The 16,249-nt window shown below is 49.8% G+C and carries 14 protein-coding genes; 8 read left to right on the forward strand and 6 right to left on the reverse strand.

What is annotated here, in order from left to right; all coding sequences use genetic code 11:
• The first annotated feature begins 135 nt into the window (after positions 1–135).
• On the forward strand, positions 136–801 hold the full coding sequence (gene queE, locus BZG74_RS07470) for a 7-carboxy-7-deazaguanine synthase QueE (protein ID WP_077772023.1): 666 nt from the start codon (positions 136–138) through the stop codon (positions 799–801).
• Between the two features lie 121 nt (positions 802–922).
• Here queE and queD read toward each other — a convergent pair whose 3' ends face one another.
• On the reverse strand, positions 923–1,285 hold the full coding sequence (gene queD / locus BZG74_RS07475; RefSeq protein WP_046073079.1) for a 6-carboxytetrahydropterin synthase QueD: 363 nt from the start codon (positions 1,283–1,285) through the stop codon (positions 923–925).
• Between the two features lie 372 nt (positions 1,286–1,657).
• On the opposite strand from queD, the gene BZG74_RS07480 reads away from it, so the two are divergent.
• The 4 genes from BZG74_RS07480 (at position 1,658) to BZG74_RS07495 (ending at position 7,782) form a co-directional block, all read left to right on the forward strand.
• A complete protein-coding gene (locus BZG74_RS07480) occupies positions 1,658–3,172 on the forward strand; it encodes a methyl-accepting chemotaxis protein (RefSeq protein WP_235605720.1) in 1,515 nt (504 codons plus the stop codon).
• A gap of 103 nt (positions 3,173–3,275) precedes the next feature.
• Entirely contained in the window at positions 3,276–4,676 is a 1,401-nt protein-coding gene (gene asnS / locus BZG74_RS07485) for an asparagine--tRNA ligase (RefSeq protein WP_077599935.1), read from the forward strand.
• 193 nt (positions 4,677–4,869) lie between these two features.
• Entirely contained in the window at positions 4,870–6,063 is a 1,194-nt protein-coding gene (locus BZG74_RS07490; RefSeq protein ID WP_077772025.1) for an amino acid aminotransferase, read from the forward strand.
• A 165-nt stretch (positions 6,064–6,228) separates the two neighbouring features.
• Positions 6,229–7,782 (forward strand): methyl-accepting chemotaxis protein, encoded by a 1,554-nt coding sequence (locus BZG74_RS07495; RefSeq protein WP_077772026.1) that lies wholly within the window; start codon positions 6,229–6,231, stop codon positions 7,780–7,782.
• 93 nt (positions 7,783–7,875) lie between these two features.
• Here the strand turns inward: BZG74_RS07495 and folE are convergent, their stop codons facing one another.
• Positions 7,876–8,532, reverse strand: a complete 657-nt coding sequence (folE, locus tag BZG74_RS07500; protein ID WP_077772027.1) for a GTP cyclohydrolase I FolE — start codon at positions 8,530–8,532, stop codon at positions 7,876–7,878.
• A gap of 568 nt (positions 8,533–9,100) precedes the next feature.
• Here folE and BZG74_RS07505 point away from each other — a divergent pair.
• A complete protein-coding gene (locus BZG74_RS07505) occupies positions 9,101–9,601 on the forward strand; it encodes an META domain-containing protein (protein WP_077772028.1) in 501 nt (166 codons plus the stop codon).
• Between the two features lie 64 nt (positions 9,602–9,665).
• Here BZG74_RS07505 and BZG74_RS07510 read toward each other — a convergent pair whose 3' ends face one another.
• The 3 genes from BZG74_RS07510 to BZG74_RS07520 form a co-directional block, all read right to left on the reverse strand.
• Positions 9,666–11,282 (reverse strand): CHASE domain-containing protein, encoded by a 1,617-nt coding sequence (locus tag BZG74_RS07510; protein WP_077772029.1) that lies wholly within the window; start codon positions 11,280–11,282, stop codon positions 9,666–9,668.
• Between the two features lie 191 nt (positions 11,283–11,473).
• The gene (locus tag BZG74_RS07515) at positions 11,474–11,668 is read right to left on the reverse strand and encodes a DUF4250 domain-containing protein (RefSeq protein ID WP_046073071.1); all 195 of its coding nucleotides are present in this window, start codon (positions 11,666–11,668) and stop codon (positions 11,474–11,476) included.
• 62 nt (positions 11,669–11,730) lie between these two features.
• Entirely contained in the window at positions 11,731–12,402 is a 672-nt protein-coding gene (locus BZG74_RS07520) for a hypothetical protein (protein ID WP_077772030.1), read from the reverse strand.
• Positions 12,403–12,646: 244 nt separating this feature from the next.
• Between BZG74_RS07520 and BZG74_RS07525 the strand changes: the two genes are divergently transcribed.
• The gene (locus BZG74_RS07525) at positions 12,647–13,855 is read left to right on the forward strand and encodes a GGDEF domain-containing protein (RefSeq protein WP_158020636.1); all 1,209 of its coding nucleotides are present in this window, start codon (positions 12,647–12,649) and stop codon (positions 13,853–13,855) included.
• 117 nt (positions 13,856–13,972) lie between these two features.
• Here the strand turns inward: BZG74_RS07525 and BZG74_RS07530 are convergent, their stop codons facing one another.
• On the reverse strand, positions 13,973–15,190 hold the full coding sequence (locus BZG74_RS07530; RefSeq protein ID WP_077772032.1) for an MFS transporter: 1,218 nt from the start codon (positions 15,188–15,190) through the stop codon (positions 13,973–13,975).
• A gap of 100 nt (positions 15,191–15,290) precedes the next feature.
• On the opposite strand from BZG74_RS07530, the gene BZG74_RS07535 reads away from it, so the two are divergent.
• Positions 15,291–16,187 (forward strand): LysR family transcriptional regulator, encoded by an 897-nt coding sequence (locus BZG74_RS07535; protein ID WP_077772033.1) that lies wholly within the window; start codon positions 15,291–15,293, stop codon positions 16,185–16,187.
• Positions 16,188–16,249 lie beyond the last annotated feature (62 nt).

Raw genomic sequence — 16,249 nt, forward strand, 5'->3', positions numbered from 1 at the left:
TGAAATCGCGCACAAACTCACAAAACCCGCTTAAACAGTAACGCTGTTCAACGGCTAATCACGCGTGAAAAAACAAGATCTCAACCGTATTCATTGGCATAATGTGGCGCTTTACATCGACCGCTACCAACCATCATGTACCGAGTTAACGAAATATTTGAAACCATTCAGGGCGAAGGCACGTTTACAGGGGTTCCCTCTGTGTTTGTCCGTTTACAAGGCTGCCCTGTTGGTTGCGCCTGGTGCGATACCAAACAAACTTGGGAAACCGATGAGAAGGATCAAAAAGACAAAATTTTCATCATTGATAAGTCTGAAGATTCTCCCGCTTGGTGCTGGCTCAGTGCCGATGCGATTGTTGCTGACATTCTCAATCGCTATCACGCACGTCATATAGTGATCACAGGTGGTGAGCCTTGTCTTTATGACTTAAGGCCGTTAACTCATGCGCTAGAAGCCGCTGGCTGCCAATGCCAAATCGAAACAAGTGGTACCTACCCGGTAGAAGCGTCGGCTAATACGTGGGTCACGGTTTCTCCGAAAATCAATATGCGAGGGAAGTTGCCGGTGCTGAAGGAGGCAATGGCGCGGGCAAATGAAGTGAAACACCCTGTCGGAACAGAGAAGGACATTGACCAGCTCGATGCGCTCTTAGCAGACTGTCCTCCAGCTGACACAGCGACAATTGCGCTACAGCCCGTGAGCCAAAAAGCGCGCGCCACCCAGCTGTGTATTGATACCTGCATTCAGCGAGGCTGGCGGCTATCAATACAAACGCATAAGTACCTGGCGATTGCCTGATAACTCACCTACTTTAAGGCCCTACGACTTTGTGGCCACGAGGCGCGACTCGATTGTCGCGCCGTTTATATGGGGAGGTGCGGCCTGCATAGGTGCGGCCTGCATAGGTGCGGCTCGGCGCTCAGTCACCGTAATAGGTACAGCCGGCTGTGCAGGTCTCTTTGACCATGACTTTACTGAGTAACGGTAAATTTGGCTTAACCTGTTGCCAAATCCACTGTGCCAGCACTTCACTGGTTGGGTTCTCCAGCCCTTCAATCTCATTGAGATAATAATGATCAAGGCGGTTATAGATAGGCTTAAACGCTGCTTTGATTTCCGCAAAATCAATTACCCAACCTGTGTGAGGATCCACCTCACCTTCTACGTACAAGCGCACGATAAAAGAGTGTCCATGTAAGCGACCACACTTATGTCCCTCAGGGACATTAGGAAGGTGGTGTGCCGCTTCAAAGGTGAACTCTTTAAATAACTCGGTGGTCATTTTATCTCTTCCAACAACAATAAGAGGCCGCATGCTACTCAAATTAGCCGGATGACTCAATCGCATTCCTCACCGGCTAAGCGCAGGTAACATTCCACCCTGGCATTTAGCTAACAATGCGGACTCGTGTCTCAATAACAGGACGATTTACGTCGATGAAATCACACATTTTATATGGGGACTCCCTTACTCGCGCACTCTAGGTTTAACATAGTGGCTACAAGCTATAACTGATAAATCTATAACTTAATAACAAATGGTTGACTCATGCGCATGACCCTTGCGAGCAAAATTCTTCTTGCTCTTTTTCTTGTTTTCGCTCTGGTGCTCGTCACGTCCTTGGCCTACCAATCTCATCAGCAAAAGGCACTGATGACTTCGATTGTTAGTCAGCAAACGCTCGATAAAGCCTCTAACTACTTTGATAGCCTCAACATGTTGATGTTGACCGGGACGATTAGCCAAAGAAACACTTTACGCGAAAAAATGCTTTCTCATGAAGGCATAGAAGAGGCGCGTGTGATCCGATCCGACGCTATTACTCGCTTTTTTGGCCCCGGTAACCCCGAGCAATCGCCGCAGGATGCGATTGATCAGCGTGCCCTAGACGGTGAAACCATCGTTGAAACCGTCGAGAACAATGGCGAAAAAGGACTCGTGGTTGCCCTACCAATGAAAGCAAGCAGCGATTACCGCGGTACTAACTGTCTGCAGTGCCACGTGGCGGAAGAAGGGACGGTGCTAGGGGTGATTCGCCTTGAGTACGACCTCGAGCCGCTTTACGGCACTATTGATAAAGAAATGCTCATTACTGCCGCGATCATGGGGAGCATTGCCGTGATCGGTTTTCTGATCTCATTAACGGTGATCCGTCGGTGGGTAGTGTCTCCTCTGAAGCGCGTCTCTGCGTTCATGAAACGTACCAGCCATGATAAAAATCTGGCCGAGCGTCTCAACGATACCCGAGGCGATGAAATCGGTGAGCTATGTGATAGCTGTGACCAGCTACTTGATAACTTCTCTGCCAGCTTGCAACAAGTTCAGCGCACCTCTGAGACGCTGTCAGCCGAGGCAATGAACTTGATTCACGTCTCTAGCCATACCGACCAATTAGCCGATAGCCAGCGTCATGAGACCAATGATATGTCATCGGCGATCGATAATGTTCAACAACACCAACATGATATCCAAAACCGCACCCAAGAGGCGGCGCAACTGAGTGAATCAGCAGCCACCAGCGCTAATCAAGGCAGTGACCTTGCCAATGTTGCCGCCAATGATATTCGCAAATTAGTCGAAGATATTAGCCAAGTACGCAGCCAAATTTTGGATGTGAACCAACAAAGCCAGCAAGTGACCACTATTCTGGGGGTGATTCGCGAAATTGCCGAACAAACCAACTTACTCGCGTTAAATGCCGCTATCGAAGCGGCGCGAGCGGGTGAGCAAGGCCGTGGCTTTGCGGTGGTTGCTGAGGAAGTACGTAACCTTGCCAGCCGCAGCCATGACGCAACCGGAGAAATTCAGACCATTATCGAAAACCTGTGTGCAGGTAGCGAAGCCTCGGCACAAGCGGTGGAAGCAACCAGTGAAAGCGCCAATCAGCGCGGGGAAACCGTTATGGCGCTCTCTGAGGCGCTGGGCAACATCGCTGAGCAAGTCACCACAGTGAATAACAACGCAGACGACATTAGCCAACAAAGCGAGCACCAAGCGCAAATGACGGATGCCCTCCTCTCTCAAGTTGGTCGAATCCAAAGCCACGCGAATGACACCGCCACCAACGCCAATGAAGTCAAAGCGATTAGCGCTAATCTTGAGCAACTGGTTGAGCAGTTAGAAGGATTAATTGGCCAATTTAAGCTCTCAGACTCGCTCAAGTCTTGAAGCTATACAGGATACAGGTAAACTTGCTAGCCTAACTTGCAAAATGACTGATGCGGTTGTTACTGAATGACCGCATTACCCTAAACGGAGATAGAAGCGAATTATGACATACGCGCCTGTAGTAGACGTCCTGCGCGGCAAGGCGGCAGTCGACACTGAAGTGACTGTGCGTGGATGGGTCCGGTCACGCCGAGATTCCAAAGCCGGTATTTCTTTCCTTGCCATTTACGATGGCTCTTGTTTTGACCCTATTCAGGCCGTGGTCCCTAATGAGCTGGATAATTATCAGCAAGACGTTCTTCGCTTAACCGCTGGTTGCTCGGTCGAAGTCACGGGTAAGGTTGTCGAGTCGCCAGGAAAAGGCCAAGCCTATGAGCTGCAAGCCACAGCCGTGAAAGTGGTCGGTTGGGTCGATGACCCTGATACCTACCCAATGGCGAAAACACGTCACTCTATCGAATACTTGCGTGAAGTGGCCCATTTGCGCCCACGCTCAAACGTGATTGGTGCGGTGGCTCGCGTTCGCCACACCTTGTCACAAGCGATCCATCGCTTTTTCCATGAGCAAGGCTACTACTGGATGTCTGCGCCGCTGATCACCGCCTCTGACTGTGAGGGAGCGGGTGAAATGTTCCGCGTCTCTACCTTGGACTTGGCCAATGTGCCAAAAACCGATCAAGGCGACGTCGACTTTGACCAGGACTTCTTTGGCAAAGAAGCCTTCTTGACCGTATCGGGTCAGTTGAACGCGGAAACCTACGCCTGTGCCCTGAGCAAAGTGTATACCTTCGGCCCAACCTTCCGTGCTGAAAACTCAAACACCAGCCGTCACTTGGCGGAGTTTTGGATGGTCGAGCCGGAAGTGGCGTTTGCCGACCTGGATGATTCAGCGGCCCTCGCTGAAGCCATGCTCAAGTACGTGTTCAAAGCTGTGCTTGAAGAGCGCCAAGACGACATGAAATTCTTTGAGCAGCGCATTAACAAAGACGTACTCACGCGTTTAGAAAAGTTCGTCAATGCAGACTTTGCCCAGGTGGATTACACCGATGCTGTGACCATCTTGCAAAATAGCGGCCAAACATTCGAATTCCCAGTTGAATGGGGCATCGATTTAGCCTCTGAGCACGAGCGCTATCTTGCAGAAGAGCACTTTAATGCGCCGGTGGTCGTTAAAAACTACCCGAAAGACATTAAAGCCTTCTACATGCGCATGAACGATGACGGCAAAACCGTTGCCGCAATGGACGTGTTAGCACCAGGCATTGGCGAGATTATCGGTGGCTCTCAGCGTGAAGAGCGTCTTGATGTGCTTGACCAACGCTTAGAGGAAATGGGCCTTGAGAAAGAAGACTTCTGGTGGTATCGCGATCTTCGCCGCTATGGCACAGTCCCCCATTCAGGCTTTGGCTTAGGCTTCGAGCGCCTCGTCTCATACGTGACAGGGATGAGCAACATTCGCGACGTGATCCCGTTCCCTCGCTCACCACGCAACGCCAACTTCTAATTAGACTCACTGATCAAAAGGCTGCTCATTGCAGCCTTTTTCTTGTATTTTTACTGCGTAAATCGCGCTTTTACAGCATAAACCGATACAAAACACATGACTGGTCCGCTTGTCCTCCGGTTTCTATTCTTCTCGACAAGTGTTATAAAAAAGCCAGTTTGACTTTCATTCATCATAACCATGGACGACACTAATGTTTGAGAAAATCTCTGCCGCTCCCGCTGATCCTATTCTAGGACTGACTGAAGAATATAAAGCTGACCCACGTGAAGACAAAATCAATCTCGGGGTGGGCGTCTACAAAAACGAGCACGGTGAAACGCCGGTACTCCCTTCCGTCAAAAAAGCCGAAGCATTACTTCTCGACAGAGAAAGCACCAAATCCTATTTAAGCATTCCTGGCACAGCCGAATATGGCCTCGCGGTGCAACAACTGCTGTTCGGTGAGCAAGCCGACGTGATCACCGACAAACGCGCGCAAACCGCACACTCACCAGGTGGAACCGGTGCGCTTCGCTTGGCTGGCGAGTTTATTAAACGTCATCTTGGCGATGTCACGGTTTGGATCAGCAACCCAACCTGGGCAAATCATAAGGGCGTATTTACTGCCGCTGGCCTTCCTTTGGCCGAGTACAGCTATTATGACGCAGCTAAAAATGACAAAGATTTCGAGGCAATGGTCGCTGATCTCGAGCAGGCGAACGCGGGTGATGTCGTTCTGCTCCACGGTTGCTGCCATAACCCAACAGGCATCGACCCTACCGAAAACGAGTGGCAAACCCTCGCTGAACTTTGTCAGCGTAAAGGCCTGCTGCCGATGTTCGACTTTGCTTATCAAGGCTTTGCCACTGGCGTCGAAGAGGATGCCGCCGGTTTACGTATTTTTACCAAGGTATGTCCTGAGCTGCTTATCGCGAGCTCATTTTCGAAAAACTTTGGCTTGTACAACGAACGAGTAGGCGCATTTACTCTGGTTGGCCGTAACCAAGAAGAGGCAACCAAGGCCTTTAGTCAGGTGAAAACCATTGCCCGCGTTATTTACTCTAACCCACCCGCTCACGGTGCCGCCGTCGTCACCACCATCTTGAACGACGCGACGCTCAAGGCGCAGTGGTTGCAAGAGCTAGCAGACATGCGCGATCGCATCAAAACCATGCGCACCGAGTTTGTCAAAACATTGAAAGCGCAAGGTGTGTCGCGTGACTTTAGCTTTATCGAGCAGCAAAACGGCATGTTCTCGTTCTCTGGGCTCAATAAAGACCAAGTCAATGCACTAAAAGCCGATCATGGCGTGTATATCGTTGGCTCAGGCCGTCTAAATGTGGCAGGCATGACGCACACCAACATGGTGCCACTTTGCACTGCCATCGCAAAGGTTTTAGACTAAGCACCGCTGTCTTAAAACTGAAACAAAAGGGCCGCAAGGCCCTTTTTTTATGGGCCACGCCCAGATAGAAACAATTTATTAACATAATTATTAATAGAAAGCCTGAAGCCACTACACTAAAACCAACAAGGCTTTTATCAACTGTGACCAAAAAAGATAAAGACTATGAGCAATAATGAAGTTGTATTTGGTGACGATGAGCGCCTCGTCTCGACCACTGATAAGCGCGGGGTGATTACCTACTGTAATCCTGAGTTTATTCGCATCGCTGGCTACGATGAAGAAGAACTCACAGGTGCGCCTCACAATATTATTCGTCACGCCGATATGCCCAAAGCGGCATTTGCAGATATGTGGCGCGCCTTAAAAGCCAACCAACCTTGGCGCGGCATAGTTAAAAACCGTTGTAAAAACGGCGATTACTATTGGGTAGACGCCTATGTCACTCCCATTTATGAGCACGGCCAAGTCACTGGCTATCAGTCCGTCAGGGTGAAGCCTGATCCGGCCGTCAAACATCGCGCCGCACAAGCTTACCAAGCTCTGTGCCGGGCAGAGAAAAATGGTAAATCGATGAAGCAGTTATCGGTTGCCGATATTCCTGCGGCGTTGAAGTACACATTCATGGGGTTGGGATTGGTCGCCGCCCCTGTGTCGCTTATTTTCGATAGCGCCATATCGGGCTGGGATATTGCAGGTGCCATTGCGATGCCTTTAGTGCTCGGTACCCTCTTTCGTGATGAGCTGTTCACCTTGCCTACTCTCGCGCGTGGCATACAGGACAATTACGACAGTATCAGCCGTTATATCTACTCGGGGACCGGGCTTAGCTCTGTGGTTGATTATAAAGTGAAAATGCTCAACGCCCGCATTCGCACCATTCTTGGGCGCATGCTCGATGCTTCACTGTCACTGAATCAATTTTCAGATGAGTTGAGCGCATTATCAACACGCGTGTCCGATGCCATCAATAAACAAAGCCATCAGATTTCCTCGATTGCCGGTAACATTGATCACGCCTCTGAATCGGCGAACACGGTATCTGATAACGCCCAGCAAAGTGTTGAGCGACTGCAATCAGTCCAGCAGCAAAGCAAAGAAACCGAGGCCTTGTTACAACAAACGGGCGAGCAGCTAAAAACGCTCTCTCAACAATCGGAAAATTCGCTCACCGCGACGCAACAGCTGTCTGCCACCGCCGAGCGTGTGACCGAGTCAATGAGTGAGATCAGTAGGATTGCCGAGCAGACGAATTTGCTGGCGCTGAATGCGGCGATTGAAGCGGCACGCGCCGGAGAACAGGGCCGAGGCTTTGCGGTTGTTGCCGATGAAGTGCGGGCGCTTTCCAGTCGGACGCAAACGGCCACAGAGCAAATTCAGTCATCGATTCAAGAAATGCACGACACCATTTCGCATTGGCAAACCCAAATTCACGAAAGCCACGAACAAACGCAAGCGTGTGTTGATACCACCGATCACAGCATTGCGAGCCTACACTCGGTCAGAAATGCCATCGCAGATGTGGTGGGCCGTACGAATGAAACGCATCACTCTGCCCAAGCGCAATTAGAGAGCTTCACAGCCATTAGCCAAGAGATCCATGATATCGAATCGGCTTCTCAGCAAAACCTCAACGAGGTTAACGACGTTTCCGAGGCAAGTAGCCAGCTACGAGATAAAGTGCGTCAGTTCCACGATATTGCTCGGCAATTCGAGTAAACGGCCAGCGTCTCCACGTTAGCTGTACTAAAAAAGCCCCAATCTGTTTCCAGAGTGGGGCTTTTTGAACATCTGCCGTCTGAGCATGGGGCGTTATTGAATGCCGTGCAAAAACTCAGCCCGTGTTGCGGCATTCTTCTTAAACAAGCCACCCAGTGCGGTGGTGGTCGTCTCACTGTTGGCATCCATGACACCGCGAGATTTCACGCAATAATGCGTCGCTTCGATACGCACCGCCACATCCTCGGTTTCCAGCAGCGTTTGCAATGCCACAAGTACCTGACGGGTCAGTCGCTCTTGCACTTGCGGGCGTTGCGAGAAGAAACGCACAATCCGGTTTATCTTGGACAGACCAAGCACTTTATGGTTAGGAAGGTAGGCGACGGTTGCCCGACCATCAATGGTAACAAGGTGATGCTCGCAGGTGCTGGTCACTGAGATGTCTTTGACGCGCACCATCTCATCGCACCCCATTTTGTTCTCAATCATGGTGACTTTGGGAAACTGCGAGTAATCCAAGCCTGAGAAAATCTCATCGACATACATCTTAGCAATTCGCGCTGGTGTCTCAGCCAAGCTATCATCGGTAAGGTCTAAATCGATCAACTGCAGGATTTCACGCATGTGAAACTCAATTTTTTCTTTTCGTTCTTCAGAAGACATCGCAGATGTCGCCGTCATTGGGGTTTCAATACCGCGAGCAACCAACGCTTCCTGAACTTTCTTTGCAGCATCGCTCAATGCCATGATGGATTCCTTTTTGGGTCTGCCCTAGCCGTTCTTCTACTTACACACTGTAGCCAGTGTCGGATCAGTGCTGTCACTAAATAGAAGCATAACGTTAATATCCAAAAAATACACCTCGCGAATGCTGTGGTTTTACGGCCTGATACCTTAGTGGACAGCTTCAATGGCAAAGTTGTCAAGGAAAATGAACATCTTCGCTCAGAAATGATGTCGTCACGTGCGACCTACGCTGTCGCCAAGATGTCATCCTTCGTTATCTCGTCTTCTGAGTGAAACTAAACTGTCATTTTTATTTGGTAGTCTCATCAATTGATTTCCTGCGACTAACCAACCGTGGCGTCAGCCATGCCCGCTCAGTGAGTTGCGCTGGTGCAATAAACACCACCAAGACAAGATTTCAATAATAATAAGACACGCGATGGTATATCTTGCCCCCCTCTACCGGGGGCTTTTTTTATCGCCCAACATAAAAGACATTGGCTTGACATAAACTCACATTTTTATTGGCATACTTGTTACTAACTTGGCTACGCTTGAATTGAAACCCACTGTTAGTGACTAAGGAGTCATTATGAAAAAACACGTGTTGATGGCAGTCATGCTCACTGCCGGGGTGACCGCTTGTAGTAACGGTCAGTATGCCGGCGGTGACGATGGCAGCGTGACAACCTCTGGCGTTGCCCAGCAATGGCAACTGACCATGGTCGATCAACAGGCTATCAGTGCGGAAGGAACCCCAACGCTTACCATTAATAAGGATATGGGTGTCAGCGGCTTTAGTGGCTGTAACCGTTATTTTGGTAACGCTGAACTGAATAGTAATCGCTTTAAAGTGGCGCCAATGGCCAGTACAAAGATGGCGTGTTCGTCCAATGCGATGGAACTCGAACAGACCATGAGTCAGGTCCTAAGCCAATGGAGTGATGCAACAATACGTGATAATCATCTTATGCTCAGTAATGAGGCGCATACGTTATTATTCACCGCGGCTAACACGAAAAACACTGAGGAAGATCCCCTGCTCAAAAGCCCTGTGGTTGATTCCCGCTTCAATAAAGGTGAAAAGTACTAACCTCGCGTCAGCGTTTAAACCTTAGAAACACATTAGGGCGGTGCATCTGTACCGCTCTGGTTTTTTAAGGGTCAATGCTTTTATTGTCTTGCACTGGCGCGCTGATTTCCATCCAGTGCCACCCAGTATCATTGTCCGCTTTAGCACGGGTCAAGCCAATTTCACCATAAGCATGTAATCGCGAGGCAGTCATTTCTTTTTGATCGCTGACCGTTACCCCGCCAACAAACACCCTGACCCGATCTTCCGGCTCGCCTTCAAATGCCACCTTTAATCGTTTCACTGCTTTTACGCACTCATCAGCCAATCGCTCTGCGCCTTCTGTGCGCGGCAAGATGGCAACAAACTGGCTACCGGTAAACCGACATACCAGATCACCGGGCCGCTTAAGCATCTCATCCAGTACCTGTGCAATTTGTCGAATCAACTGATCACCGGCAATACGTCCATACTGGTTGTTGTAATTAGACAGGTGCTGGATCTCTACCACCATCAGGCTCAAAGGCACTTCATCACGAAGTGCACGCTGTATCTCACGTTCGAGCTCCTGTTCAAACTGAGTGCGGTTATGTAATCCCGTCAACCCATCACACTTGGTCATCGACTCCAGTCGACTATTGGCTTCTTTCAATGCGTGTGTTTTTTGATCAACTTGTACCTGAACACTGTAGGCGCGAGACTGCAGGCGATAAAGCAGGTAGCAAATCACCAAAAATATGCCACTGCCAATGAGAAACGTCCACAACGGCACCCAGCTTTGCCGTGCCTGCATGTAGCTGACGGTCGGATAGCCAATCAGTTCCCACTCGCGACCCGCGAAGAAAATAGGCTTGGCGGGCTGTTGCGCCAGTGAGTCTTTCATTTGTGCCAATTCCACCCGCTGCGTATGAAGTACTTGGCGATGACTCGGGTCGGTCGCATCAATCAGGGTATAATTAATCCCATCATTAATGACGGTGTCTATCGCCAAATTGACCAAGGTATTCACATCAATCACCGCCACCAGAAACCCGCGTAAATCTCGCGTGTCTTCTCCACCCAGCTGCTCTGGATCTAACAAAATAGGCATAATCAACAAAAAGCCGCGTACATTGCCATAGGCGCGCTCAATAGTGGTAGCAGGGGTGGCGACAGGCACACCGGTATTAAAGCTGGTTTTCAATGCCTGACGGGTGACTGGCGTCGAGCCAAGATCGTAACCAATAACAGACGCTTCACGGTTCTCGCCAGAGGTGAATCTCAGCGGAAAATACATGTCACGCCGCTTAGCAGGGATCAGCTGATTGTTTGGGCTGAGTTCGACAATGTTAAATCCTGACGACGGGTCACCCCTTTCTTCCATTCCCTGAACATAATGTCGACGCTGATGGTGCATCACGATATCCACCCACTCTATCGACTTAAAGCTTGGGTGGCGTTTCAGTACACCGGATGTCAGTGGCTGAAAATTACGCGCGTCCAATCGGTGACCCGCGTCAAAATGATTCTTGACCGCATAGAGCAGTTCAAGGCCAAGATTAACCTCTCTAGCTAACGCCATTGCGGCATTATTCACGTCTTTATGCAGCTCTTTACGAATCGCCTCTTGCTCTTTTTGATACAATAAATGGGCGGTTAAGGCTGCAAATCCCACACCGATCAGTGCGGTTAATACAATTACGCTCCATGCTCTTCGCGGCATCAGGGTCGTCCTTATAAAGAATAATCCACGTGATAAAACAGAAGATTCACTGACTCTCTCCCTTTATAAGCGTAGTGGGCAGACTAATAAACGATCAAATTTTTAACAAAATGGCAGGACGTGTCGCGGGTCTGTCAAAAGGTGGCAAGCAATGCGACTCACTGTGGGTGCAGTGAGTCGCAGGTTAGACGTTATTTAAGCTTTAATTGGTTGGTGAGTGGGTCGTACTCACAACCAATATCATCAAACTTACTTTGCAACTGATCGTGGTCGAGGTCTAAATGCGCCATCAGTGCTTCCAAACTATCACACTCTAGACGCAGTCTTTCATTCACAATGCCATAGAAGATAGCACCATCTAATCGGCTGATATTGTGGATATCCATACCCTCTCCTTGCACTGAACTCACGTACTCTGAGTATAGATCCTAGACGAAAAACTGCCCAATTAAGCAATGACCAGCCGTGTCAAACTGATATTGGCCAACAGCATAAATCCAAAGCCCACACTCACGCGCCAAAACACAGGCGATGTTTGCTTAAGCAGGTGCCAAATCTGTGCGGCCACCCCAAGCAAACCTAGGCCTGCACCCGCCATAATGGCGTTGATGTCACTCGTTGTCGATGGGCTGAGTGCAGACAACAGCGCGGCCATCACCATCATTGCCATAAACGCCAGTACACTGGCCAAAGGGAGCAAACGGTCGAAAGCTTGCAGTCGCGAGCGAGCGCGCACTAACAGGGCGTGGCCAAGGCTTGCCCCGAGAATAATAAGCTGCAAGCTTCCTACAACCATCATCTCGCCACCGAGCGGCGCAAGTATGACAATCCATGCAACAAACCCCAATAAATTTGCGACATGAAGCAAAGGAATAGGACCTGAACGACGTGTTTTGCCTGTTTTTGATCGAAACGCAAAAATCCCTAACAACAAAAAGGGTAAACTGGCGAACAACGTAAATGGAACTAAGATCAACCACGCAAAAACAGGCACCCAGAAAGCACGATGGAAGCGGCCCCGCTGGCCTGGGCATATTTCTCCTTTCAATAGCGCCAGTGAGAGCACCAGCTGTGCCCCTAGAATTGCCGAGGCAACCGCAGGAGCAAGTAACGTATACATAGTGAAAAGCACCTTACGTATCTCAATAGAAAATGGTCAATTATTCGTTTCATTGCATTAAAAAGTTGGCTAGATCACATTGAGTGCAAGAAACGCAGTCAAAACAAACAACAAACTGGCATGTTTGCACGCTTATACCAACCTTTATGACAGAAAAAATAACATGACCGCGCCGCATGATAATACCAAAGCAGCGGACGCAACTGGAACCTTTGCACAGGCGGGAACAACAATGGGTGCAATGATGAGTGAAACTTTAGGCCATATTATCTACAAGCTGCAAATATCATTCCTTGAGCTGTGGAGTGCTAAAAAGCACGCAAGCAGCTTTAATAATACACGCAGCACTTATCTGCGCAGCCGCTTGTGCGTGTTGTGTTATGTATGGGCCGCCCTGACCATTGCATGGTCACCCGCTGATTTTTTGTTCCTCGCCGACAAAACGGCCGCTGCGCAGCTCTCGCTACAACGCCTTTTGTTGGCGGGTATGCTTATTACCATTGGTTATGCGGTCAATCGCGCTAATAATCTCAAATCAGCGAAACTTGGCTTGGTCGCCATGGTGCTTGCTACCAACGCCTTTTATTTGTCCGCCAGCCACACTTTAGGCTTTCCCACCGACAACGCGGCATTCTCTTACAGCTACACCTTGCTGCCCATTATTCAGATTGTCATGCTGACCATCTTCCCGCTCACAATGCGGGAAAGCATACTCTTGATGTCGATTACCCTGATTTGCCACTTATGGGTTGATTCATTCAGTGGCACCATGACCAGTCCAGATAATATTGCTTCGTATTGGCTACAAACCGTCATTGCGTTCATGGTGGTATGGTCACAGCTTTCTCAACTCCACATGATTTTGCGCCTTTACCGGCAGGCGACGCTGGACCCATTAACCGGTATCTATAACCGCCGAATGCTATTACAGCTGGCCATGCGCGCTCTGGCCGTTAGCGAAGAGAGGCACTCGCCATTCTCCGTCTTGCTGCTCGATTTGGATAAGTTCAAGCGAATTAATGACAAGTGGGGGCACTACGCAGGCGATGTGGTCTTGCAATCATTTACTCGCACCGTACAAGAGCGTTTGAGAAAGGCCGATATTTTCGGTCGCTTTGGTGGCGAGGAGTTTATTGTCTTTCTCCCTAAATGTAATGGCGAAATCACCGCGCAAATCGCCGAACGTTTGCTAGGTGAAATTAGAGAGATGGATGTCTATATTGATGAAAGCCGTACTCCGTTGAAAGTCACCGCGTCGATAGGCCTCTCCACGCTACAACCAGGCGATACGCTTTCATCCTTGATAGAGCGCGCCGACAGTGCTCTCTACCAAGCAAAAGCCGAAGGGCGAAATTGCATACGTAGTTACCAGCCAGGCAAACAGACGGGGTTTGACGCCAGAAACTCTGTCAGCCGTGACAATATCGACATGCCTACCGAAACATCGCTTTAGCGAAGCATTCGGTCGCAAAGGGACAAGCAGAGACAGGCAGGAGAAAGTACAGTCATCGCGAGACGCTCTCTTGGGTGGGCGTTGGGCGGTGCCTTTTTCTCCGCGCCGAGTTAACGCTTAGGATGCCACAACAGACGTTTGGCGCTGGCTTTCGCGACGTCGGCGCATGACACGAGAAAGGCCAAATACCAGTCCCAATAAAATAGTGATAAGCGCTAGGGCCGCAATCACCACGCCAGGCCATGCATAGTGTTGCCAAGCTGCGATAAGATAAAACCCACCGAGACTGCCGCCAACATAATAATGCACTAAATACAAAGCCGTCGCTGTCGCTTTACCCTGCGCGGCTTGACGACTTACCCATCCATAAGCGAGTGAGTGAGTAAAGAACGCGCCACCACTGACAATTAATAACCCCACCACCATCCAAAGCACCTGACTGCTCAAGGTCACAACCACGCCTAGCATGGCCACCCCTGTTCCAAAAGCCATGCCTTTGATCGCGCCAAAGTGCAGTACCCAGCGCCCGCTCAATCGTGATGTCACCGTGCCGGCGAGGTAACAAACAAACACCGAAGACACCAAACTGACTGGCAATTGGTAAGGTGCAGCCACCAAACGGAACGCCATTACCGAAAACAAATTCACGAATAACGCAAAGTTCACCCCACCAATCAGCATCGCCAACCACAATTTAGGAGTGCGAAGGTGCGTGAGTACCCCGCGAGAATGGGTCAGTAAGGAGGTATTACCAGGCAAAAAATAACGCTGACGCGGCAATAGTTTGCTCACAATGGTGACTCCCAGCAAGGAAAACACGGCCATCGCCATCACCGCGCCATGCCATCCCCACCAATCTGTCATCATTCCACCGAGTACGCGGCCCGAGATCCCGCCCAGTGAGTTAGCACTGATATAGCTGCCCACGGCAATCGCCAGCGCCTCCGGTGAGAATTCTTCTGCCATATACGCCACTGCCACCGCGGCAAACCCACCCAGCGCAATACCGACTAAAGCCCGTAAACCGACGATGATCCAAAAAGAAGAGGTGCTGGCGATCATAAGGCCTATCACGGGAAGCATCCAAAGGCTCACCAGCATCACTGGACGCCTACCGATTCGCTCCGAGAGCACGGCCCAAGGCACCAGTGAAAAAGAAAGGCCTAAAGTGGTGGCCGCAAGTAGCCAGTTCGCCCGTGTTTCACTGATCCCATCGGCCGCGGCAAAAACCGGCAGCATAGGTTGAAACAAGTAAAGGTTGCAGAAAATCAGAAACGAGCCGAACGCCAGTGCAAACGCCGTCAGTCGATAACGTGGTGAGCCAAGCTCAATCATGAAAGCCTACCGTGTCATTAAGATGTGATCATGCTAACAACCGCTTTATAATTAATAAAATATATTAAATATATCCTCTTCATATCTTTTATTTATAGCTATGGACGTCAAACAGCTCCGCCAGGTGATTGCTGTCGCTGAGACTAAAAGCTTCACGCTCGCCGCCCAGCGTCTGCATATCGCGCAGCCTGCGCTCAGTATTGCGATCAAAAAGCTTGAGAATCAATTGGGTATGCCGATTTTTATTCGCAATGAAAAGCACATTCAGCTTACGCAAGAAGGGCAAGTATTACTGCAGCATGCCTATCGCGTCGTACAGCAAATGCAAGATGCAGCCACAGCAATGGATGAGCTTAAAGGATTGCAAAAAGGCGAGGTACGTATCGGTGTACCGGGTATGCTCGGATCGTATTTTTTTCCTGAGTTGCTGATGGGGTTCCGCCGTCGCTATCCCACGCTAAAACTCACAGTAGTAGAGGCTGGCACTCACTCCCTGCGGCAAATGCTACTCGACGGTGAGCTAGATCTCGCCGTGATTAACGATAGAGAGGTGCCCGATTCGTTAGAAACCACGCATTTGATTTCCTCACAGATGGTTGCCGTCGTCGCGACCGATCATACGCTCGCCACACATCACACGCTCAATTACCACACCTTTTTCGCTCATGAGTTGATCATGTTCCGTCCGGGCTATTTTCATCGTGACTATTTGGATCAGGTCTGCGATGAACATGCCATCATCCCCAAACTCTCATTAGAAACCAACTTACTGGCGATGATTTTGAACATTGTCCGTCACGGCTTTGCCATCAGTGCACTGCTCGATATGGTCACTGAACACGAAAGTGGCATTGTCGGGATACCGTTCACACAGCCGATCAAGCTCGATATTGCGATTGCCTGGCGTAAACATGGTTACTTATCCCTCGCCGATCGCGCCTTTATTGATTATGTGCAACAACACAATCCGTCTGCCAAGCCTTCTTTGACATCCTGAGCCACCTCCTCCGGATTTATCCCTATACTCGATGCAGGATTATCGCTAAAATCGCTGGCTAA

It is taken from the genome of Salinivibrio sharmensis (assembly GCF_001995985.1).
GTDB lineage: Bacteria > Pseudomonadota > Gammaproteobacteria > Enterobacterales > Vibrionaceae > Salinivibrio > Salinivibrio sharmensis.